Source organism: Cryobacterium sp. TMS1-13-1, assembly GCF_004403125.1.
Classification (GTDB): domain Bacteria; phylum Actinomycetota; class Actinomycetes; order Actinomycetales; family Microbacteriaceae; genus Cryobacterium; species Cryobacterium levicorallinum.
Genome location: NZ_SOGX01000010.1, coordinates 134,619 through 156,498, shown reverse-complemented (window position 1 = coordinate 156,498; position 21,880 = coordinate 134,619). Strand labels below are relative to the sequence as shown.

Here is a 21,880-nt window from a genome sequence, read left to right as displayed (position 1 = left end):
CGATACTGGGCGCAACGAGGGAGTAGTCATGGAATGGGCTGCGATCGCTATTGGCACCGTCACCGCTTTAGCCGTGGTCTTCGTCTAGCGCTTGCGACGGGCGAGGAAGGCATCCATTCGGGCGAACTTGGCCTCGGATTCGAACAGAATCGACTGAGCAACGTTGTCGACGAGCGGATGCGCCGCCCGCGGAGCGTGGAAAACTTCCTTGGCCAGACGGGTCGCCAGCGGGTCCTGCGCGGCGATGCGGTCGGCCAGCGCGTGGGCGGCAGCGAGCAGGTCGTCGGGGTCGTGCACCTCGGTGACCAGATGCACGGCAAGGCATTCGGGGGCGCTCAGAATGCGTCCGGCCAGGATGATCTCCTTGGCCACCGGCTCGCCGACGAGCTCGGCCAGTCGCCAAAGCGCACCGGCAGCGGGCAGAATGCCGAGGGCTGTCTCCGGATTGCCGATCCGGGCGCTCGTGGAGGCGATGCGAAAGTCAGCCGCATAGGCCAGTTCGGCGCCGCCGCCGAGCGCCCAGCCGTCGATCGCGGCGATCACCGGCATCGGCAGCTTCGCAATGCGGGAGAACAGCCCGGAGTTTATGCCGAGCAGCGCGTCGTCGCGGCGCCGTTCGCGCAGCTGGGCGATGTCGGCACCCGAGGCGAAGACACCGTTCGCTCCGCTGATAATCAGAATACGCGGCTGTTGCTCCAGTTCAGCGCAAATTGCGTGCAGCTCATCGATCATGGTCTGGTCGATGGCGTTGCGCACGTCGGGCCGGTCGAGCTGCACGTGCACCCGGTCGGCGCGATGCTCAATCGTGAGAGTAGTGGGAATGCTGTTCATTGTGGGACGTCTCCGTTGAGGTCGGGGTCGAGGTCGGGGCTGGAATCGGGGTCAGTCGTGCCGGCCGGGAACACCCGCTTGTAATTGCGGCCGTCGGGCAGGGTCACCGTGCGGCTGACCAGGGTGCCGCGCCGCACCTGCAGGTAAATCGCCTGAGCGCTCACACCGCGTTCGGCCGCCGCCTCGGCGACGGACAGACCGGGGAGGTCGGTCGGCACACTGCTTGGCCGCACGGATCGTTTGCGGCCGGCTTCGAGGCGGGCGCTGATCTCGTCGTCGGTGCCGCCCCAACGCCATTTGGCCGCCGGAGGCTTGAGTCCGGTCGCATCAGCGATCTGGTCCCACGACACGTCAGCGGCGAGGGCGCCGCGAACAGCGGCCAGGGTCGCCGGGTCCTGTTCGAGGGCGGTCTGCAGCGAGCGGATGGCGCGCAGCCGATCCAGGGGCGAACCAGCGGCATCCGTTTGCAGCGTCAGCACCCGCTCGAGCGCGGCCGCCGTGGTCGGCGCCAGAAACGATCCCATGCGTGGTCCCCCATCGAGTGTGCTGCGACTGGAGGCAGCAGCCCCATCTTGCCAGATCCAACGCGTCGTTTGAACAAATCAAGCCAGCACGACGACCGAGTGCGGAGCCAGCTGCAGGGCGTTGAGCAGTCGGCTCTGCACAGCATCGCCAGCGGCGGCGAAGGACAGCACGACCTCTCCCCCGCCGGCCGGGATGTGCGCCGAACGCTCGCCGAGGTTGATCAGAATCTTGGTGCGGCCACGGTGCAGCCGCAGCCATCCCTCGGCCGCATCCAACTCGACGGCGATCTGGTCGAACCGGGGATCGGTGATATCGGGGTGGGTCCGGCGCAGCGCAGCCAAAGCACGGTAGAATTCGAGCAGTCGAGCGTGCTCGGGCTCGGCCAGTTCGTTCCAGTTGAGCTTGGAGCGCTCGAACGTCGCCGGGTCCTGCGGGTCGGGGACGATCGCCGGATTCCAGCCCATGCGGGCAAACTCGCTGATGCGTCCAGTGGCCGTAGCCGTGCCGAGTTCGGGTTCGGGATGCGAGGTGAAGAACTGCCAGGGCGTCGTCGCCCCCCATTCTTCCCCCATGAACAACATTGGCGTATACGGGCCGAGCAGGGTCAGCGCCGCGGCAATCGCGAGCTGGCCGACATCCAGTTGGGCGCTGAGCCGGTCGCCGACGGCCCGGTTGCCGATCTGGTCGTGATTCTGGGATGCGACGACCAGCCGCCAAGTGGGCATCCGTTCCCGGTCGATCCGGCGACCGTGGGTGCGCTCCCGAAAACTCGAATAAGTGCCGTCGTGAAAAAACCCGTGGGTGAGCACCTTGGCCAGGGCGTCGAGCGGCTCGAAGTCGGCGTAGTACCCCGAGGTTTCCCCGGTGAGGGCGACGTGCACGGCGTGATGAAAGTCGTCGCTCCACTGGGCGTCGAGGCCGTAGCCGTTCGCCTCTCGGGGGGTGATGAGGCGCGGATCGTTTAGGTCGGATTCGGCGATCAAGGTGAGGGGCCGCCCGGTCTCGGCGCTGAGCGCGGCGACCTCGACGGAGAGTTGCTCGAGCAGGTGGGTGGCGCTGCTGTCGCGCAGCGCGTGCACGGCGTCGAGGCGCAGGCCGTCGACGTGGTACTCGCCGAGCCACATGAGTGCGTTGTCGAGAATGTATCGGCGCACCGGGTCGGAGTGCGGCCCGTCGAGGTTGAGCGAGGACCCCCAGGTGTTACCGGCGGCCTCGCTCAGGTAGGGACCGAATTGTGGCAGATAGTCGCCACTCGGGCCGAGGTGGTTGTAGACGACATCCTGAATGACGCCAATGCCACGCTGGTGGCAAGCATCGACGAAGGCCTGGTACGCGGCCGGGCCGCCATAACCCTCGTGCACGGCGTACCAGAGCACACCGTCGTAGCCCCAGTTGTGGGTGCCGTTGAAGGCATTCACCGGCAACAGCTCGACGAAGTCGACGCCGATCGATTGCAGGTGATCAAGCCGGCTCGCGGCCGCCCCGAACGTACCCTCTGGTGTGAAGGTTCCCACGTGTAACTCGTAGATGACGGCGCCGGCCAGCTGCTTCCCGGTCCAGTCGGCATCCTGCCAGACATGCACGGACGCATCGAAACTACGCGACGGGGCGTGCACCCCGGCAGGCTGCCGCCGTGATCGCGGGTCGGCGTACGGCCCGCGCCCGTCCACGATGAAGCCGTAGTCGATCTCGGCGCGCACCGCCGGTCGAGCGGATGCCGGCAGTTCCCACCAGCCGTCATCGCGGGCGGTAAGTTCCAGCCTTCGCGTGCCCAACACCAACTGCACGGTCTGCGCGTCGGGTGCCCAGACCTCGAATCTCTGATCGTTCATGTGTGACGTCCGATGCGGTGGGAAGGGCGGTCTCGGTCGTCGGCAGCTTCCAGTAACGCCACCGGATACCGGGCCAGCACATCGGCGACTCGCAGGCTCGGGCCGTCAAAGCGCTGGCGCGTGAACACATCGACGACGGTGCGACCGGCCACGGCAATGGTCGTGTCGCGCCAGCCGCCGGCCTCGTGCAACCCGATCGGCAGCCGCGTGGCCACGGTGATCGCTCCGCCGCGGTCGAACGCGACGACATGGCCAGCAGCCGGGCCGAAGGCGGGCACGGGCAGGTAGCGGGTGAACAGGTCTGGCCGGTCGCCGCGCAGGTGCAGGGCGCTGGAGGTGACCAGCAGCTTGGCGGCGCCGGTCTCGTCGACCGGGGGGAGCCATCCGCTCTCCAGACGGGTCAGCAGCTCGCGGCGCAGCGCATAGTCGACCGGGCGACGATTGTCGGGGTCGACGAGCGAGGTCTCCCACAACTCGCTGCCCTGGTAAACGTCTGGGACGCCCGGCATGGTCAGCTGCAGCAGCTTCTGGGAAAGCGAATTGCTCCACCCGGGCTGCTGCAGCCGGTCAACCAGTGCGGTGAGGAGATCGCGGGTCGGCCCCGACTCAACGGCGGCCGTGACGAGGTCGTCGAGAGCCGCTTCGAACCCGGTGTTCGGCTGGGTCCAGGTGGTCGACGTGCCGGCTTCGCGCGCGGCCTTGAGGGCGTAAGCGGCGAGCCGCTCCCGGCTGGCCGGCCCGGCGCCCACGATCGCCTGCCAGAGCAGGTTCTCGAAGGGCGCATCGTCGAGCGGATGCGCTGCCCGCAGCTGGTGTAGCGCCTCCGCCCACTCGGCGGGGATCTCGGCAAGCACCGCAATGCGCGCCCGCACGTCTTCGCCGCGTTTGGTGTCGTGGGTCGACAGCGTCGTCATCGAGTGCGGAAAACTCGCCTGACGCGTGCGCTGCCGCTTGTGAAACTCAGCCACCGTCACGGCGAACTCGTCGGGATCGGCCCCGACCTCGTTGAGCGAGGTCAACCGACTGAACCGGTAGTAAGCCCGATCTTCCACGCCCTTGGCCATGACCATGCCCGAGGTCTGTTGAAACCGCACGGCGGCCGGATGCCCCGGGTCGCCGAGCAGGGGCAGGAGCCGGTCGATCTCGGATTGAAGTTCCGGGCGGTGGGTAGCCGAGCGGCGGGCCGCCTCGCGCAGATTGTCCGAGCCAACGGGCAGGTACGAGCGATAGACCGGAAACCAGGCCAGCAGGTCGGCCAGGGCCTCGGCGGTCTGTGCCAGGTTCCCCGTATCGCTGGGCACGAGTCGGGCGATTCGCAGCACCTCGGAGCGCAGAATGCCGTCGGTCACGTCGCGCTTGTTGCGATAGACCAGGTCGGCCCAGTCGGTGGCGACGCCTTGCAGGCTGGCCTCGAGCGCATCGAGAGGCTCCTGGCCGGCCGGATCGACGAGTACCCGGTCGACGTCGGCGAGGGCGTCATAACCGGTGGTGCCGGCAGTCGCCCAGCTGGTCGGCAGCGCTTCGCGCCCTTCCAGGATCTTCTCGACCAGAACGTAGCAGCCGTTGGTGGCCCGCCGCAGGGATTCCAGGTAGCCGGCCGGATCGGCGAGCCCGTCGGGGTGGTCGACCCGCAATCCCTGCACGAGGCCGTCGCGCACCCAGCGCACGATCTCGCGGTGCGATTCCTCAAACACCCACGGCACCTCGACCCGGATACCAGCGAGGCTGTTCACCGCGAAAAATCGGCGATAGTTCAACTCGGCGTCGGCGCGACGCCAGTTCACCAACTCGTAGTGTTGTCTGGAGTGCACATCGGCCGGGCTGGCACCGTCATTGTTGCTTTCGGCCGCCAGAGGAAATCGGTTGTCAAAATAATGCAGCTCGCCGCCCACGATCTCGAGCCGGTCGAGTTCCGTGCTTTCGTCCGAACCATCGTCGCCGAGAACCGGAATGCGAATCTTGCCATTGCCGAACGCCCAGTCGACGTCGAAGGCCTCGGCATAGCGCGACTGCTGACCGTTCTGCAGCAGGTCCCACCACCAGGCGTTCTGCGCCGGGCTGGCGACCCCCACATGGTTGGGCACAATGTCTACGAGCACGCCGCGCCCGGCCTGGTGCGCCGCCGTTGCAAGCCGGACGAGCCCCGCCGCACCGCCACGGGCCGGGTCGACCAGCGAGTGGTCGACCACGTCGTAGCCGTGATCCGATCCGGGTTCGGCCTTCAGCAGCGGCGACAGGTAGACCCAGTCGGCACCGAGGGAGCGCACGTAGTCCACGATTTCGGCCGCTGCATCGAGGTCGAATCCGGCCGTGATCTGCAGCCGATAAGTGCTCAGCGGCATCAGGTCAGGCCCGGGACGGTGATCAACCCGGTGTTGCCCGCGAGTGACGCGGCCACCGAATGATCCGGGGCAGCTTCGGGTTCGTGATAGGCGCGCAGAACCACGAGGGACCGACCAACTACCGTTTGAATGGCTCCGGCCGGACGGGCAATGGAATCGGCCCCCTCGCCGGCGGTGTCGACGACGATCTCCCAGGCCGGGGCGTACTCATCGGGCGGCAGCTTGAATTCGACGTCCTCGGCATCCGCGTTGAACAGGAGCAGAAAATTGACGTCGACAACCTCTTGCCCGCGCACGTCGCGTTCGCGGATTCCGTTGCCGTTGAGAAACTTGGCCACCGTGCGGGCCAGATTCTCGTCCCACTCTTCTGACGCCATCGGCTCGCCGTCGGTGTTGAGCCAGACGATGTCGGGCAGGGACTCCCCTGCTACCCGTTTGCCCGGGCGTCCGTCGAAGAACCGGCTGCGCCGGAACGTCGGGTGCTCGCGGCGCAGGCGGGAGACCGCCGCCGTGAACTCGATCAGTGGCAGGTCGGCTTCGGCCCAGTGCACCCAGGTCAGTTCGGAGTCCTGCGCGTAGGTGTTGTTATTGCCAAGCTGGGTGCGGCCCAGTTCGTCGCCGTGCAACAGCATCGGAACCCCCTGCGACAGCAACAGGGTGGCAAGGAAATTGCGCGTCTGGCGGGCGCGCAGCCCGCGAATCTCGGGGTCGTCCGTAGGGCCCTCGACGCCGGAGTTCCAGGACCGGTTGTGCGATTCGCCGTCGTTGTTGTCTTCGCCGTTGGCATCGTTGTGTTTCTCGTTGTAGGACACGAGGTCAGCGATGGTGAAGCCGTCGTGCGCCGTGACGAAGTTGATCGAGGCCATCGGGCGCCGCCCTGAGTGCTCGTACAGGTCGGCCGAGCCGGCCACGCGCGAGGCGAACTCGCCGAGTGTGGACGGCTCTCCCCGCCAGAAGTCTCGAACGGTGTCGCGGTACTTGCCGTTCCATTCCGACCACTGGGAGGGAAAATTACCGACCTGGTAGCCGCCCGGCCCGACGTCCCACGGCTCGGCGATGAGCTTGACCTGCGACACGATCGGGTCCTGCTGCACGAGCTCGAAGAAGGTGGACAGTTTGTCGACTTCGTACAGGTCTCGGGCCAGAGCGGAGGCCAGATCGAACCGAAAGCCGTCAACGTGCATCTCGAGCACCCAGTAGCGCAGCGAATCCATGATGAGCTGCAGCACGTGCGGGTGTCGAACATTGAGGGTGTTGCCGGTGCCCGTGTAGTCCATGTAGTAGCGCTTGTCGTCGTCCATCAGGCGGTAGTAGGCCTCATTGTCGATGCCCTTGAACGACAGGGTCGGTCCCATGTGGTTGCCCTCGGCGGTGTGGTTGTAGACCACGTCGAGGATGACTTCGATTCCGGCGGCGTGCAGGCTGCGCACCATGCCCTTGAACTCCTGCACCTGCTGACCGAGATCACCAGTGGAGGAATACGCGTTGTGCGGCGCGAAGAATCCGATCGAGTTGTAGCCCCAGTAATTGTTCAGGCCCTGCTCCATTAGGGTGCCGTCGTTCACGAACTGGTGCACCGGCATGAGTTCGATAGCCGTCACCCCCAATTTCTGCAGATGGTCGATGACCGAAGGATGCGCCAATCCCGCGTAGGTGCCCCGCTGGGTCTCCGGTACGGATTCCTGAAGTTTGGTAAGTCCTTTGACGTGTGCCTCGTAGATCAGGGACTCACTGTATGGCGTGCGCAACGACCGGTCGCCGGTCCAGTCAAAGAATGGGTTGACGACGACGCCGAGCATCATGTGTGCCGCGGAGTCTTCGTCGTTCGGGGAATCCGGGTCGTCGAAGTCATAGGAGAACAGCGACGGATCCCAGTCGATGGCCCCGGTCGTAGCCTTAGCGTAGGGGTCAAGCAGCAGCTTGCTCGGGTTGAGCCGGTTGCCCGCTGCGGGGTTGTAATCGCCATGCACCCGGTAGCCGTAGCGCTGGCCCGGCTGCACGAGCGGAAGATAGCAGTGCCAGATATAAGCGGATGACTCGCGTACCTCGATGCGCGTCTCACCGCCGTCTTCATCAAAGAGGCACAGTTCGACGCGTTGGGCAGCCTCACTGAACAGAGCGAAGTTGGTGCCGCTCCCGTCAAAGGTTGCGCCGAGGGGGTAGGCGTTGCCGGGCCAGGTTTCCATGAGACTCCTCGAGGGAAGGTGGGACACGGTCAGGTGCGAGTTGAGGGACACGGCAGCACCCGACGGTGGCCGCGCTTGGAGAATACGCTACAGGCATCCGCCGACATATCTGCCTTCCGCTCGAGCGGGAGTTGGTTGGGACCCTGCGAAGTTCCTCGCGGCGCTGGAGGGTCAGTCGCCAACCGGCACTGTCTTTCCAGCGACAGCCCGAATCTCATCGTGGATGCGGTGCGCCGAACCAAAGGCTCGGCCAACGGCTCGGCCAATTCGTCGTCCGATCCATCGGATGATCTCGCTGAACACGCAAGAATGGAGTCAGGCGCCGTCGGTGGTGCCACAACGAATGGAGCCACCATGACGGAATCCCAGCTCATAACTTTCTGGGGCAAGGCACGCGCACACATTATCGTGTCCCAGGCCGCCCCGACGTTTCTGCTGACCGCTGTCGTCGGCTTTCTCGCACTCGGGCTGGCAACCGCTGACCCGGCCGTACGCATCGCTGCGGCAGGCATCCTGCTCGCCTCGGGTATTTTTGGTGCCCTTGCGCAGATAAGTGCCGCCAACGAGGGTCTCGCCGTCATCGCCGACCTGCGGGCCCTGGAAGCGCCCAGCGCGCTCACCCAGTGCATCATTGCCATGGCGCCGTGGGTGAATGTCGTGCGCTACGTCACCCCGGCAATTTTCGTCATCGTTTACGTCGCCATTCTGGCGTCACTGTTCTTCAGTGCTCCCGCCATGCCCTTTGGCCGCTGAGGCAGCTGCCCTGGCGAGGGTTACGCCGAGCTCGCAACGCGGCGATCACGGCGTGCGCGCCACCAGGCCCAGGCCCGAGTGACGATCCGTTTGAGGAACGCACCCACCCGTCGAGCCGAGGCGAACTCCGTTCCAAGCACGGCGAGGCCCAGAAAAACGATGAGCCAGCCCGGCCCAGGCAGGGGGATCAGAATAATTCCCACCAGAATGACGAGGGTGCCCAGCAGGGCAACCGCCAGGCGATAGGCGAAGAGCAGATAAGCATGCCCCTCAACCCAGGCCCGTGCCCGACCCAACGCGCGACGCACCGGATGCCGGGGATCGGTGCCGGTGGCGATATCGCGGGAGAGGGCGTTAGACATGCCATTCAATCTATGACGCATGGCTGGGAAGACGCCGCCGGGAGTGGTCAGCCCGCCGATTCACCGTCGAGGTAATACCAACGCCCCGTCACCTTCTGAAAGCGGCTAACTTCATGTTGCTGCCCGGGAATACCATCCTGGCGATAGTGAGCAGTGAATTCGACGACGCCGTCGCTATCGAGCATTCCCCCGCTCTCGGTCCGCAGAATATCAAGGCGACGCCAGGTGAGGGACGGGTCTAATTCGAGCGAGCTGGGCTTAGTGAGCGGATGCCAGGTGTCCAGAAGATACTGCGCGTGACCGAGTGCAAAGGCGCTGTAACGCGACCGCATCAACCACTGGGCGGTGGAAGGAACGGTCGCGCCGGCGTGAAACCGACCGCAGCAGGCGGAATAGGTGTCTCCGCTCAGGCAGGGACACCGCACATCCTCGTGCATAAAGCAGAACCTGTCTTAGTTGGCCTGTGCTCTTGAATAGGCCTCACGCACGGTCGCCGCAATGCGCCCGCGGTCGGAAACCTGAATGCCATTGGCTGCAGCCCATGCCCGCACGGCCTGAAGCTCGGCACGATCCGACTTTGCTCCGTTGGCGGCTCGCGCTTTCGCGGGAACATAGCCAACTCTGCGGGCAACGTCGGCGTAGGGCTTCAAGGCTGCACGAAACTCAGCGAGATTCTTTTCTGACAGATCGACCTCATAGGAGTCGCCCTCAAACGCGAAAGAAACGGATGCCCCCGAGCCATTCTCGATAACGGAACCGTCGAGGTCGTCTAACAATTGAACGGTGGTCTTCTTCATGCTGTATATCTCCAATTTATGAGGGATGCATTCGGGACGCATATATTGAATTCGTGCTTGTGGGATTGACCACTAAGAGATTATCGCTGCCCGAAACTTTTTCCGATACCCGCCACGCGATATTTCTTCGGCAACTTTGAACCTGGTGAGCCTGCCACTCTTGCCCACCGAGGTCGGGGACTCGACTAACTCTGGCACTCGCCCGCAGAAACTCACGAAAAAAACTCGTCACGAAGATTGCAACACTTTTTAGCCGGCTCCAAAAATACCGGGAGAGGGCACAAAAAAGCCCCGACACTGTCGGGGCTTTTCTATTCTGGTGGATCCGAGGGGATTCGAACCCCTGACCCCCTGCATGCCATGCAGGTGCGCTACCAGCTGCGCCACGGACCCAGATTGTTGTTTCGAATCTCTCCGAAACAACTTTGTTAGCTTACAACACAGAATGTGATCTGCGAAACCGAAGCTACTCCCCGACCTCTTCCGTGTCGCCTTCTGCGTCAACTTCGGCTGCCACTTTGGCCGGAATCCCGGTCGGAATCACCGGGCAATCCTTCCACAGGCGCTCCAGAGCGTAGTACTGGCGCTCTTCCTCGTGGAAGACGTGCACGACCAGGTCGCCGAAGTCAACGAGAACCCAGCGTCCGGCAGCGCGTCCCTCACGGCGGAGCGGCTTGTGGCCGGCCTCGATCAGCTTGTCTTCGATTTCACCGGCGATGGCAACAACGTTGCGTTCGGAGCGTCCGGTGACGATGAAGAAGATATCAGCCAGGGGAAGCGGATTGGACACGTCAAGCGCAACCAGATCTTCCCCACCCTTCGAATCGGCGGCGGCAACGGCAATTTTGAGCAGCTCGAGGGCGTGCGGCGACGTGGTCATAACTGAATCCTTGAGATTGTGCCGCGGGGCGTGAATGCGCACGCGGCGATGATGGGGGGAACGGAGGGAAACGAGTCACATCGACGCGTCGGAGAAAATGGTGGGATCGATCCGCGTAGCGGCACTAGAAAATGCCTAACAGATAGCCAGTCACAAAGAGAGCGAGAACACTGACCGCGAGGATCGCCGTCGTGATGACCAGAACCATGGGAAGCGACGCCCGCTGCTTCTTTGGCGGCGTCAGCATGCCGCGAGTCGAGGCATGCGTACTCACTGCGCGACTGGCACTGACCGGTGCCGAGTCGCCGCCAAGCTGGTCAGCATCGAGCTGGTCCATCATGTGGTCCATCTCGGACGAATCAAACAGATTGGGATGCGCACCGGTGGAGCCAAGACTGCGTGGCAGATCGAAAGATCCCGTGATTATGATCTCACCGGTGTTGGAGATCGGACTTACGCTGGGGCCCTGATGCGGAATCGACGGAAGAATGAGCGCATTCGTCGTCGTTGGGATGCCGCCGGCGCCGATTCCGCGATTGATCAATTCATCCAGCGACTGTGCGGGTGCGTGCACCGGCGTTTGCTCGCCCGAATCAACGGACCCATGACCGACGGGCGGAGTCCAACCGGCGGGCTCACTCCGCTCCGGCTCAATCTGCTCCGGTTCGATCAGCTCCAGTTCGATCCGCTCGGCCTCGGGAACCGCGGCCTCGCGCGCGACCGGCTCTGACACCGTCGGAACGGCATCCTCTTGATCTGATGGATTCTGACGCGCCTGCAGTGCTCGCAGTTCGCGGCGGCTGAGGGTGTGCTCGGCGGCGGGAACCGCAGACGGGGGTGTCGGGGTTTCCGATGGTGCAGTGGATGCCGCCGACTCGGCCGGTTCGCTGGCCCGGTCGGACGTGTGGTGGCGGCTGGAACGCCGCGCGCCGGGGGCACTCCCCTGGGCTGCCTGCGCAGCTGGGCGTAAGGCTGCGGGGGTCAGCGCGGGCACGTCAAGAACGGGAACGGGCTCCTGATGACGCGCAAGTTCCCGCGCCTGACGTCGGCTGAGCGGCTGAGGCTCTCCCAACGTCATGCCACACTCCGATACAGATGATGCTTTGAGATGTACTGGACGACCCCATCGGGGACCAGATACCAAACCGGGAAACCCCGATTGACCCGTGCCCGGCAGTCAGTAGACGAAATGGCCAGTGCCGGAACTTCCAACAAGCTTACGTCCTGGTTGGGTAAACCCGAAACGCTCAGCTCATGCCCCGGGCGACTCACAGCGACGAAATGGGCCAGCTGCCACAGCTCGCGCACGTCTTTCCACCCGAGGATCTGCGTGATGGCATCCGCTCCGGTGATGAAGAACAGTTCGGCGTCTGGTCGTTCCTCGTGCAGGTCCCGGAGCGTGTCGATCGTATAAGTCGGCCCGACCCGGTCGATATCGACGCGGCTGGTGGTGAATCGAGGATTCGACGCGGTGGCAATGACTGTCATCAGGTAGCGATGTTCCCCGCGGGTCACGCCGCTTTTTTGCCAAGGCTGCCCGGTGGGTACGAAGACGACTTCGTCCAGGTCGAAGCTCTGAGCCACTTCGCTCGCGGCGACGAGGTGTCCGTGGTGGATGGGGTCGAAGGTACCGCCCATCACGCCGATGCGCGGACGACGAACTGTCACGTTACGATCAGGATTCTAGTGGCCACCGGTGCTGGAGCCGTGTCCGCCGTGCGCCGCCGCGTAGGCGTCGGCTTTACCACTGTGACGGTTGGAGACATCGCGAAAGCTCCACAGCACAATGCCGAGGGCGAGGAACAGCACGGCCGCGACCATCGGGTAGGCAATCAGGGGCAGCGGCAGGGCGATGTGCTCGACCTCGGTCAGCACAGCAGTCACAAAGGACATCGGTTCTCCATTCAGGCACAACGACCAGCACGCTGCTCGAGCTGTTCAAATCAAATTATGGGTGCGACGTTTCACGCCGCCGTGTCCATTCTAGCGGCAGCCAGCAGCGACCTGGCTAAAGCTACGAGCGCACCTGTCCGGTGCCGCGCACGATCCACTTGGTGCTGGTCAGCTCGGGCAACCCCATCGGGCCGCGGGCATGCAGCTTCTGGGTGGAAATGCCCACCTCGGCGCCAAAACCGAACTCGCCGCCGTCGGTGAACCGAGTCGAGGTGTTGACCATGACCGAGGCCGAATCCACCTCGTTCAGGAACCGCTCCGCGTTCTGCAGGTCGTTGGTGATGATCGACTCGGTGTGCCCGGTCGAATAGCGACGGATGTGCGCAATCGCCTCGTCGAGAGAATCCACGATCGCGACCGAAAGATCGAGACTCATGTATTCGGTGGCCCAGTCATCGTCGTTCGCCGGGACGGCGGACGGGTGGAGGGCGCGGGTGCGGGCATCCGCGTGAATCGTGACCCCGGAGGCTTCCAGCTTGGCCAGCACGTCGGGCAGAAGTCGTTCGGCGGCGCTGCGGTGCACGAGCAGGGTTTCGAGGGCGTTGCAGACGCTGGGCCGGTGCGTCTTGGAGTTGTGCACGATGTCGATCGCCCACTGCTTGGTGGCCGTTTCGTCGAGGAAGATGTGCACGACGCCGGCGCCGGTTTCAATGACGGGAACCTGGGACTCGGTCACGACGGTGCGAATGAGGTTGGCGCTGCCGCGCGGAATGAGCACATCGACGAAGCCGCGTGCCTTCATGAGTTCGGTCGCGCCGGCCCGGCCGAAGGGATCGATGGTCTGCACCGAGTCGGGGTTGAGCCCGGCGGCGGCGATGGCGGCCTGGACGAGATCGATGAGAACTCGGTTGCTGTTCTCGGCGGCGGACCCACCGCGCAGCACGACAGCGTTGCCGCTCTTGATGGCCAGGGCGGCGAGGTCGACGGTGACGTTGGGGCGGGCCTCATAGATGACGCCGATGACGCCGAACGGCACGCGCACCTGGCTGATCTTGATGCCGTTGGGCAGGCTGCTGCCGCGCACGACCTGGCCGACCGGGTCGGTCAACAGGGCGATCTGGTCGACGGAATCAGCCAGAGCCGTGATACGTGCCTCGTCGAGCTTGAGCCGGTCGAGCAGCCCGGCGGTCAGGCCGTTGGTCGCCCCAGCATCGAGGTCGATCTGGTTCGCTGTGACGATGGCCGCGACGTTCTCCCGCAAAGACTGGGCGATCAGCTTGAGCGCCTTGTTCTTCACCTCCGTCGGTGCCGAAGCGAGCGACCGGGAAGCGGTGCGAGCGGCCTCAAGGGTGGGGGTGAGCTGGGCGACATCGTTCAGTGACTGCAACATGCCCTCCAGTTTACCGGAGGGCCTGCCGAGAGACTATTTAGACTTTCTCAGCGGATGCGCTGGGCCGACGGTGCCGGCGAGGGTTCAAACCAGGTGCCGACCGGTTCGCCGCGCAACGCTTCGGCCACGAGGCCGGTCGCGGTGACGAGCACGGCGGTTCCGGCCTGCGCGGCGATCCGGGCAGCCGTGATCTTGGTGCTCGCTCCCCCGGTGCCCACCCCGTTGACCTTGGTCGCGCCGAATTCCATGCCGATCAGCGGATCGCCGGAAGCGACGTGGCTAATGCGCTCGGCGCCAGGCAGGTGCGGCGGGCAGGTGTAGAGCGCGTCGACGTCGCTGAGCAGCACCAGCAGGTCGGCGTCGATCAGGATGGCTACGAGAGCGGCGAGTCGATCGTTGTCCCCGAATCGAATTTCGTGGGTCGCCACCGTGTCGTTTTCGTTCACGATCGGCAGGATCCGCAACGCCATCAGGCGCTCCATCGCCCGCTGCGCATTACCGCGGTGGGTGGCGTTATCGAGATCGCTCGCGGTGAGCAGCACCTGCCCGGCGACGATGTCGTAGCGGTCGAGGCTGTCCTGGTAGCGAAAAATCAACAAATTCTGACCAACGGATGCCGCGGCCTGCTGGGTCGCCAGGTCGGTGGGGCGCTCCTGCAGCTTCAGGTACGGCATGCCGATGGCGATCGCACCCGACGACACCAGGATGACCTCGGTGCCGCGGCCATGGGCTTCGGCGAGGGCATCAACGAGCGGTGCGATCTGCCCGGAATTCTCGCCGCTAATCGACGAGGAACCCACTTTGACGACGATGCGCGCCGCCGAACGAACAAGTTCCTGCGAGCGGGCCCTCACTCGGAAACCATGAATAGTGCACGTATCAACGGACTGCAACCGCACATGTAACTGGTCCTCCGGCGAGAATTACGGACGCAACGGAAGCGACCAGAGGCAGTTTAGCGCAGCCGGGTCGGGCTCCCGATCCGGCTCAGAGTAGGGCGCGACGCTCTTCGCTGGCCGTCGGCTCGAACCAGGTGCCGACGTGCTCGCCGCGCAGGGCTGCAGCGGCCAGTTCGGTCGAGGTGACCAGAACGGCGGTTCCGGCCTTGGTCGCGAGGCGGGCGGCGACGACCTTCGTGCTCGCTCCCCCGGTACCGACCCCGGTCGCTCCACTCGAGCTGAACTCGAAACCATCGAGCGGGTCATCCGCTGCGATGAAATCGAGCTTCTCGGCGCCGGGCAGGTGCGGCGGCTTGGTGTAGAGCGCGTCAACGTCGCTGAGCATGATGAGCAGGTCCGCCTGGATGAGCGTGGCAACGAGTGCGGCCAGACGGTCGTTGCTTCCAAAGCGCAGGCCGTACACGGCGACGGTGTCGTTCTCGTTGACGACGGGCAGGATGCGCAGGTCGAGCAGACGCTCGAGCGCGCGCCGGGTATTGCTGCGGTGCGGCTCCTTGAGGGCGTCGCCCTCGGTCAGCAGCACCGTGCCGGCGGCGATGCCGTACCGGTCCAGGCTTTCCTGGTATCGAAAGATGAGCACGTTCTGACCGACGGCGGCAGCCGCCTGCTGGGTGGCGACGTCACTCGGACGTTCTTCCAGGTTCAGGAATGGCATGCCGGTGGCAACCGCGCCGGAGGAGATGAGCACGACCTCGGTGCCGCGACCGTAAGACTCGGCCAGAGCGTCGACCAGTGGGGTGATCTGGTCGGAGTTGTCGCCGCTGATCGACGACGAGCCGACCTTCACGACGACCCGTTTCGCGCTCGCTACATTTTCTCTGGCTAAGCCACTCACTTCTGTACTTCTTCCGTTGTGGCGTTCTCGCTGTCGGCGTTTGTTTCGTCGTCAGCCTCGACCTCGACCTCGACCTCGACCTCAGTGTCGGCCGGGGCGACGCTGCCGTCCGCAGCCACCGTGACGTCGGCGAGGCGCACGTCCTCGTTGTATTCCTCTTCACCGGTCTGCCACATGCCGGCTTCGCGCTCACGAATGAGTTCGGCGCGGGCCGAGGACTTGGCATCCATCCTGCCGAAGTACTCCTCGCGGCGTTCGTTGCTGGTACGACGTTTGGGCTCGTCAAGGCGGGCGTCGGTTCCGCGGGGAGCCGTGATGAGTTCGGCGGTCGAGGTGAGCGTGGGCTCCCAGTCGAAGACGACACCATGGCCCGGGCCGATGATGACGGTCGAGCCGGCGATGGCACCCGACTTGTACAGTTCGTTCTCGATACCGAGTTTGGCGAGTCGATCGGCGAGGAAGCCGACGGCCTCGTCGTTGGTGAAGTCGGTCTGCTGGATCCAGCGTTCCGGCTTGGTGCCGAGGATGCGGTAGATGTTGCCGAAGGTGCCACCCTCGACCTTGATGACGAAGCCACCCTCGTCGACGGCCTTCGGACGGATGATGATGCGCGGCTTCTTCGCTTCGGCTGCAGCTGCCTCGACGCGGCCCTGTTCGACGACCTCGGCGAGGGCATAGTTGAGCTGCTTGAGACCCTCGTGGGTGACGGTGGAGATCTCGAAGACGCGGTAGCCGCGGGTTTCGAGGTCGGCCTTGACGAAGGCGGCAAGTTCGCGGCCTTCCGGTACGTCGATCTTGTTCAGCGCGATGAGCTGGGAGCGCTGCAGCAGCGGCTTCTGGCCCTCGGGCACCGGGTAGGCGTCCAGTTCGCCGAGGATGACGTCGAGGTCGCTGATCGGGTCGCGGCCGGGCTCGAGGGTGGCGCAGTCGAGCACGTGCAGCAGGGCGGTACAGCGCTCGACGTGGCGCAGGAACTCCAGGCCGAGGCCCTTGCCCTCGCTTGCGCCCTCGATCAGTCCGGGTACGTCGGCGATGGTGTAGCGGGACTCGCCGGATTCGACGACGCCAAGGTTGGGGTGCAGCGTGGTGAACGGGTAGTCGGCGATCTTGGGCCGAGCCGCGCTCATGGCGGCGATGAGGCTGGATTTGCCGGCGGAGGGATACCCTACGAGCGCGACATCCGCTACCGTCTTGAGCTCGAGGTAAACGTCGCCTTCCCAGCCGAGCGTGCCGAGCAGGGCGAAGCCGGGGGCCTTGCGCTTGGTCGAAGCGAGGGCAGCGTTACCGAGCCCGCCCTGGCCGCCGGGCGCGACGACGAGGCGCAGCCCGGGTTCATTCATATCGAGCAGCTCGTTGCCCTCGATGTCCTTGACGACGGTACCGATGGGCACCATGAGCTCACGCAGGTCGCCGTTGTGCCCGTTGCGGTGGTCACCCATGCCGGGGCCGCCATTGTCGGAGCTGCGGTGCGGTGAGCGGTGGTAGCCGAGCAGGGTGGTCGTGCTCGGATCGGCCACGAGCACGAGGTCTCCGCCGCCGCCGCCGTTGCCGCCGTCGGGGCCGGCGAGGGGTTTGAACTTCTCGCGCTTGACCGAAACGCATCCGTTTCCTCCATTGCCCGCTCGTAAATGCAGCGTCACGTGGTCAACGAATGTGGCCATGGAGTGCCCCTTTCAGGTGGCGCAAGAAATGCTTCAAAACGAAGGTGCTATGAAACGTTGTGCGGTAAATCGGTGCTGCGGTAAATCGGTGCTGCGGTAAATCGGTACTGCGGTAAATCGGTACTGTGTTTGATCAACACCGCGATGAAACACGTCAGGGCGGACCGAAGCCCGCCCTGACGATGTGCTGAAAAGCACCGTACTGTGAAAACCTACTCGGCTGCCACCACGATGTTGATGACCTTGCGGCCACCCTTGGCACCGAACTGCACGGAGCCGGCTTCCAGGGCGAAGAGCGTGTCGTCGCCGCCACGGCCGACGTTGACGCCGGGGTGGAAGTGCGTGCCGCGCTGACGAACGATGATCTCGCCCGCTCCGACAACCTGACCACCGAAGCGCTTCACGCCGAGGCGCTGAGCGTTCGAGTCACGACCGTTGCGAGTGGAACTCGCACCTTTTTTATGTGCCATCTGTCTATCTCCTCAGGCCTAGGCGATGCCGGTAACCTGAACGCGAGTGAGCTCCTGACGGTGCCCCTGACGCTTCTTGTACCCGGTCTTGTTCTTGAACTTCTGGATGACGATCTTCGGACCGCGAAGGTTGTTCAAAACCTCGGCGGTGACCTTGATCTTGGCCAGCGACGCCCCGTCAGAGGTGATCTTGTCGCCGTCGACGAGAAGCACGGCGGCCAGCTCGACGTTGCCGTCCTTGTCAGCCTTGATTCGGTCCATCGTCACGATGGTACCGACCTCTACCTTCTCCTGCCGCCCTCCGGCGCGCACAACTGCGTAAACCACTTTACGTACCAATCTCTGGGGAGCCCAAGGCTCCGAATCTGAAAACTCACTAGTGTGAATTGACTGCTGTAATTGACTGCAGCGTACGAACCGGTTGGCCCAGCACACTCAGAAAACCTTGGCATTTGCGTTGATTTTGCCTAACGCACACCAAGGGTTGACTTTACCTGATTCGCTACCCGCGGTCAAACCAACGGCGCGGCGTGTCTGAACCACATCTGAAACACGGTGCGGCTCGTAGACTTCGATCATGGCAATACTTATCGACCAGCCTAGCTGGCCGGCGCACGGAACGGTGTGGGCACACCTCGTGAGCGACTTGAATCTTGACGAATTACACGCTTTCGCCGCTGCCGCCGGCCTTCCGCGGCGCGGATTCGACCTGGATCACTACGACGTGCCGGAAGCCAACTACCACGAGCTGGTGGCCGCCGGCGCTCTCCCGGTCACCTTTCGCGAGATGATCGTGCGGTTGCGCGCCAGTGGCCTGCGGGTGACCGCTCGGGAGCGCCGCGGGCTGTAGCCGCGGCGTCCGCCACCCGGCAACTACTGCCAGGTGGCGTCGAAACCGAGCACGCTGCGGCGCAGCTCACCGGTCGCCACGTTCACAAACAGGGTCGTCGCATCCGTCGCCTGGGCATTCTCCGGGTAGCCGTCGGAGAGTTCGCTGTCTCGATTGGGCACCACCTGCACCGCCAGGTACTGGTCGTTGGGTGAGATCTCGAAGCCGACGATGGTTTCCAAAGCGGATGCCGGCGCGTAGACCGTGCGCGCCTCGCCCCCCGCAACGAGGGACAGGTACTGCCGCACGGCACCGGTCGCCGGATCGAACTCGGCCACCCGCTGCACGTACCCGTCGGTCTCCGTATCCCCGTCTCCCCCGGCCAGAAACTTGAGCTCGGCCGTGTACCGCGTGGTGCCTTCCACGCTCTGCGGCACAATCGCCGACTCAGTGCCCTGCGAGAGATCGAGCACGTATTGGCCACCGCGGTCGGAGACGGCGATGCGCACCCCGTCGGGGGCAAAGGCGGTGAGGTTGGCAAATTGGCCGAGCGGTACCGGCGGGTCGAGCTCTGGTTCATTCTCGAGCGGGTTACCGCCGGACTGGTCGATCGGGTTGATCAGCAGCATGGTCGAGTCGTATTGCTGCGCGACGATATCGGCGCGATTCGCCATGAATCCCCAGGTAGTGACGCTGAGTGGGTCGCCGTTCAGATCGGCTACCGGAGTAGACGCGTTGGTGCGCAGGTCGAGGATGAACAGCACATTGTCGTAGCGGGGGCCCGCGGCATCCGCTGCGCTGGTGAATCGAAAGCCGACCAGGGACTGGCCGGGAGCGGCCTGCAAGTCGTGCACGAGGCCAACTCCGGGCAGGTTGAGCACCTCGGCGCTGCCGTCGGCATCGACCCGGTAGAGCGCGTTGGCCAGGTCGTCGTTGACCGTAACGACGGCCAGCTCCGTGCCCATCGGCACGAACTCCTGAATGTTCGCGGCGGCAAAGGCAACGCTTGTTTCAGTCGAACCGACCGTGGTGCGAAGGATCCGGTCGAGGGCCCGCGCGTCGGCACCGACCGAAGGGGCGGCCCGGCTGAGGTAGTACAACGACGGTTCGGAGGTGCTGAACTCCGTACTGAAGGACGACTGGCGGTCAACGGCTGCCCCGGTGACACCCTGCACGGAGACGGCGTAGTCAGTGTTGTAGGCGAGCGGCTGGGGAAAGGAGATCACGACGGAGTTACCGCTCGTCGTCACCTGGAAGTCCGTGGCGGGCGCGATATCCACCTGGTCCCGCGTGACCTCGACGAGCTGACGATTGGTCGCTATGACCAGGCGCTGGTTCGCGGCGGAAACCACAGCGGTCGTGTCGACGTCGACGGAGGTGAGCCGGGGACCACTAATCAGGTTCACGGCGACAAGGGCGAAACAGGCCACGACCAGACCGCCAACGAGCAGCCAGAGTGCGCGACGAAACGGACGCAGTGCTGGCTGCTGCGTAGCCTGCTCAATAGACATAGGGATCATTCGGCTGATCGACGGGAAGAATTTCGACCGGGGTAATCGCGAGCGGGTCGCTCGCCGCTGCGCTCGCGCTCACGTCGAACCGACCGGTGACCTGCACCCAGTCATCGACCTCGTACTCGGCCTGCCAGCCGGGCAGATAGACCGGGACGCCGATCGGCTGGGCGTCGACGGCGCAGCAGGTCACGACGAACCGGGCGACGTAGAACACGTTCTCCGGGTCGCCGGCATCGGGGGTCACAAACCCGGTGACCTGCGCGGTCTTATCGGAGTAAAAGGCTGGGTCGGAGGATTGCGCGAGCAGGGAGACCCATTCCCGTACGCTCAGCTTCTCGAAATCACCCGTTCCGATGAGTGCAGCCGCCTGCTCGGCATCCTCGTCGGTGCCGAGTCCGCCGGAGTTCACCTCGCGCTGGGTAGCGGTCGCGCTCGTCAGTGTGGTCGGCGGCACCACGACAATGGCGACACCCATGACGAGCAGCAGCACGACCCCCACACCGGTCAGGGTCGTTTCCACCCGGCCGGTACGTTCCACCGCGAAGTGGCGGCGGCGCGTGAAACCGGCGCTCACCAGCACGAGCCCGACGACCGCCATGGCGATCGTGAAGACGAAGTAGCGCGGGTGGATATACAGCCCGAGCTGACCGCTCAGGCCGAGCCACAGGGTCGCCACGACGACGACGAGGCTGAGCAAAACACCCTGCCAGCGCTCAGCCCAGTAGCGGAGCGCCGAACCGTTCCTACGCAACATAGTTCACCAGCAATCCGAGCGCCGCGCTCATCAGCCCCACCACCACTGTGATGTGCAGGAGCGTGCGACTCGTGAAAGTCGTGCGCATAAGGGCTAGCATCTTGACGTCGATCAGGGCGCCGAACACGAGGAAGGCCACGATACCGCCGGGAAGAAAAGTGCTACCAAAGGACAGGACGAAGAAGGCATCGACGTTGGAACAGACCGCCACGATGAAGGCCAGGGCCATCATGGCCAGCACGGACCAGACCGGGTTGCTGCCGAGGGCCAACAGCACCGAGCGCGGCACGAACACCTGGGTGAGGGCGGCCACGGCCGATCCGATGAACAGGGCCGGCATGATGACCGAAGTCTCGCGAATGAAGATCTCGGTGGTGCGGCTGAACCGGCTCTCACGGCCGTGCTCATGATCGTGGCCCGCACCGCCGTGGCCGCTGGTCGAACCGACCGCGCAGGCGGCAGCGAACCTCGTCGTCAGCAGGCTTTGGGGGTCTGGGTGCTTGCTGAACAGCCAGCCGACGACGTTAGCGATCAGAAACCCGCCGAGCAGCCGAGCGACCAGGATGTGGCCGTCCCAGCCGAAGGCCTGGTGCGTGGTGATGATGGTGATCGGATTCAAAATGGGCGCGGCGAGCAGAAACGTGATCGATTCGGAGACAGTGAAGCCTCCCACCATAAATCCGCGCGCGAGCGGAACGTTGCCGCACTCGCAGACCGGAAAGAACATGCCGAGGAGAGAAATGGATGCCCGCCGCAAAATCGGATTGCGCGGCAGGTGCCGGGCCAGCACGCCGTGCGGCAGCCAAACCTGCACGACCGCGGACAGCAGAATGCCCAGAAAAACGAAGGGCACCGACTCGATGATGACGCTGATGGCGAGGGTGAGGGTGTCCTGTACCCGGTCGGGCAGCTGCCAGTCGGTGAGCTGCTCGTCGACGAAGGCCGGCGACAGGGCCCGCACGACGAAAACGGCGAGCACCACCAACACCCCCGCGGTGAGGCCGAGAGGCCATCGCCGCAGGAGCGGAAGCCGCCCGCCGATTACGTCGTCGCCCAACTCGCTGTTC

General features: G+C 64.6%; 24 protein-coding genes and 1 tRNA gene. 2 read left to right on the top strand and 23 right to left on the bottom strand.

Annotation, left to right across the window (positions count from 1 at the left end; translation table 11 throughout):
* Window positions 1–84 precede the first annotated feature (84 nt).
* From E3T31_RS10060 to glgX, 5 genes are all read right to left on the bottom strand, one after another.
* Window positions 85–831: an enoyl-CoA hydratase/isomerase family protein gene (locus E3T31_RS10060; protein WP_134441233.1), complete on the bottom strand. Its 747-nt coding sequence runs from the start codon at window positions 829–831 to the stop codon at window positions 85–87.
* Complete coding sequence (locus E3T31_RS10055) at window positions 828–1,355, bottom strand: hypothetical protein (protein ID WP_134468612.1); 528 nt, start codon at window positions 1,353–1,355, stop codon at window positions 828–830. The genes E3T31_RS10060 and E3T31_RS10055 overlap by 4 nt, the downstream gene beginning before the upstream one ends.
* Before the next feature lie 78 nt (window positions 1,356–1,433).
* Window positions 1,434–3,188: a malto-oligosyltrehalose trehalohydrolase gene (gene treZ, locus E3T31_RS10050; RefSeq protein ID WP_134468611.1), complete on the bottom strand. Its 1,755-nt coding sequence runs from the start codon at window positions 3,186–3,188 to the stop codon at window positions 1,434–1,436.
* Window positions 3,185–5,530, bottom strand: coding sequence for a malto-oligosyltrehalose synthase (treY, locus tag E3T31_RS10045; RefSeq protein ID WP_134468610.1), 2,346 nt, complete (start codon window positions 5,528–5,530; stop codon window positions 3,185–3,187). Before treY ends, treZ begins: the two co-directional genes overlap by 4 nt.
* Window positions 5,530–7,716 (bottom strand): glycogen debranching protein GlgX, encoded by a 2,187-nt coding sequence (glgX, locus tag E3T31_RS10040; protein ID WP_134469222.1) that lies wholly within the window; start codon window positions 7,714–7,716, stop codon window positions 5,530–5,532. The genes treY and glgX overlap by 1 nt, the downstream gene beginning before the upstream one ends.
* Before the next feature lie 354 nt (window positions 7,717–8,070).
* Here glgX and E3T31_RS10035 point away from each other — a divergent pair, with 354 nt between their 5' ends.
* Window positions 8,071–8,469 (top strand): hypothetical protein, encoded by a 399-nt coding sequence (locus E3T31_RS10035; protein ID WP_134468609.1) that lies wholly within the window; start codon window positions 8,071–8,073, stop codon window positions 8,467–8,469.
* A gap of 20 nt (window positions 8,470–8,489) precedes the next feature.
* Here the strand turns inward: E3T31_RS10035 and E3T31_RS10030 are convergent, their stop codons facing one another.
* The 15 genes from E3T31_RS10030 to E3T31_RS17790 all read right to left on the bottom strand — a co-directional run bounded on the left by E3T31_RS10030 (window position 8,490) and on the right by E3T31_RS17790 (window position 18,295).
* Window positions 8,490–8,831, bottom strand: coding sequence for a TIGR02611 family protein (locus E3T31_RS10030; RefSeq protein WP_134468608.1), 342 nt, complete (start codon window positions 8,829–8,831; stop codon window positions 8,490–8,492).
* A 47-nt stretch (window positions 8,832–8,878) separates the two neighbouring features.
* A complete protein-coding gene (locus E3T31_RS10025; RefSeq protein WP_134468607.1) occupies window positions 8,879–9,268 on the bottom strand; it encodes a YchJ family protein in 390 nt (129 codons plus the stop codon).
* Between the two features lie 15 nt (window positions 9,269–9,283).
* Complete coding sequence (locus E3T31_RS10020; protein WP_134468606.1) at window positions 9,284–9,628, bottom strand: Lsr2 family protein; 345 nt, start codon at window positions 9,626–9,628, stop codon at window positions 9,284–9,286.
* Window positions 9,629–9,945: 317 nt separating this feature from the next.
* Window positions 9,946–10,021 (bottom strand) — tRNA-Ala (locus E3T31_RS10015).
* A gap of 73 nt (window positions 10,022–10,094) precedes the next feature.
* Entirely contained in the window at window positions 10,095–10,508 is a 414-nt protein-coding gene (gene rsfS, locus E3T31_RS10010; RefSeq protein ID WP_134468605.1) for a ribosome silencing factor, read from the bottom strand.
* Between the two features lie 124 nt (window positions 10,509–10,632).
* Entirely contained in the window at window positions 10,633–11,586 is a 954-nt protein-coding gene (locus tag E3T31_RS10005) for a hypothetical protein (protein ID WP_134468604.1), read from the bottom strand.
* Window positions 11,583–12,176 (bottom strand): nicotinate-nucleotide adenylyltransferase, encoded by a 594-nt coding sequence (gene nadD, locus E3T31_RS10000; RefSeq protein ID WP_134468603.1) that lies wholly within the window; start codon window positions 12,174–12,176, stop codon window positions 11,583–11,585. The genes E3T31_RS10005 and nadD overlap by 4 nt, the downstream gene beginning before the upstream one ends.
* Before the next feature lie 15 nt (window positions 12,177–12,191).
* The gene (locus tag E3T31_RS09995) at window positions 12,192–12,401 is read right to left on the bottom strand and encodes a hypothetical protein (protein WP_092450774.1); all 210 of its coding nucleotides are present in this window, start codon (window positions 12,399–12,401) and stop codon (window positions 12,192–12,194) included.
* A gap of 121 nt (window positions 12,402–12,522) precedes the next feature.
* Complete coding sequence (locus E3T31_RS09990) at window positions 12,523–13,791, bottom strand: glutamate-5-semialdehyde dehydrogenase (RefSeq protein ID WP_134468602.1); 1,269 nt, start codon at window positions 13,789–13,791, stop codon at window positions 12,523–12,525.
* Window positions 13,792–13,838: 47 nt separating this feature from the next.
* Window positions 13,839–14,645 carry a glutamate 5-kinase gene (gene proB, locus E3T31_RS09985; RefSeq protein ID WP_134441221.1) on the bottom strand — a complete coding sequence of 269 codons (807 nt, stop codon included), beginning with the start codon at window positions 14,643–14,645 and terminating at the stop codon, window positions 13,839–13,841.
* A 133-nt stretch (window positions 14,646–14,778) separates the two neighbouring features.
* On the bottom strand, window positions 14,779–15,585 hold the full coding sequence (gene proB / locus E3T31_RS09980; RefSeq protein ID WP_134468601.1) for a glutamate 5-kinase: 807 nt from the start codon (window positions 15,583–15,585) through the stop codon (window positions 14,779–14,781).
* Window positions 15,582–17,246: a GTPase ObgE gene (gene obgE, locus E3T31_RS09975; protein ID WP_134468600.1), complete on the bottom strand. Its 1,665-nt coding sequence runs from the start codon at window positions 17,244–17,246 to the stop codon at window positions 15,582–15,584. The genes proB (E3T31_RS09980) and obgE overlap by 4 nt, the downstream gene beginning before the upstream one ends.
* Before the next feature lie 212 nt (window positions 17,247–17,458).
* Window positions 17,459–17,716 (bottom strand): 50S ribosomal protein L27, encoded by a 258-nt coding sequence (rpmA, locus tag E3T31_RS09970; RefSeq protein WP_035836705.1) that lies wholly within the window; start codon window positions 17,714–17,716, stop codon window positions 17,459–17,461.
* Window positions 17,717–17,734: 18 nt separating this feature from the next.
* Window positions 17,735–18,043 carry a 50S ribosomal protein L21 gene (gene rplU, locus E3T31_RS09965; RefSeq protein ID WP_092450786.1) on the bottom strand — a complete coding sequence of 103 codons (309 nt, stop codon included), beginning with the start codon at window positions 18,041–18,043 and terminating at the stop codon, window positions 17,735–17,737.
* A gap of 108 nt (window positions 18,044–18,151) precedes the next feature.
* Entirely contained in the window at window positions 18,152–18,295 is a 144-nt protein-coding gene (locus E3T31_RS17790; protein WP_158251689.1) for a hypothetical protein, read from the bottom strand.
* Here E3T31_RS17790 and E3T31_RS09960 point away from each other — a divergent pair.
* Window positions 18,294–18,566: a DUF4031 domain-containing protein gene (locus E3T31_RS09960; RefSeq protein WP_134468599.1), complete on the top strand. Its 273-nt coding sequence runs from the start codon at window positions 18,294–18,296 to the stop codon at window positions 18,564–18,566. The genes E3T31_RS17790 and E3T31_RS09960 overlap by 2 nt on opposite strands.
* Before the next feature lie 23 nt (window positions 18,567–18,589).
* Here the strand turns inward: E3T31_RS09960 and E3T31_RS09955 are convergent, their stop codons facing one another.
* Genes E3T31_RS09955 through E3T31_RS09945 form a run of 3 tightly spaced genes read right to left on the bottom strand, consistent with a single transcriptional unit; the run spans window position 18,590 to window position 21,870 of the window.
* Window positions 18,590–20,056: a hypothetical protein gene (locus E3T31_RS09955; RefSeq protein WP_134468598.1), complete on the bottom strand. Its 1,467-nt coding sequence runs from the start codon at window positions 20,054–20,056 to the stop codon at window positions 18,590–18,592.
* A complete protein-coding gene (locus tag E3T31_RS09950; RefSeq protein ID WP_134468597.1) occupies window positions 20,046–20,813 on the bottom strand; it encodes a TIGR03943 family protein in 768 nt (255 codons plus the stop codon). Before E3T31_RS09950 ends, E3T31_RS09955 begins: the two co-directional genes overlap by 11 nt.
* A complete protein-coding gene (locus E3T31_RS09945; RefSeq protein ID WP_092450794.1) occupies window positions 20,803–21,870 on the bottom strand; it encodes a permease in 1,068 nt (355 codons plus the stop codon). Before E3T31_RS09945 ends, E3T31_RS09950 begins: the two co-directional genes overlap by 11 nt.
* Window positions 21,871–21,880: the final 10 nt, after the last annotated feature.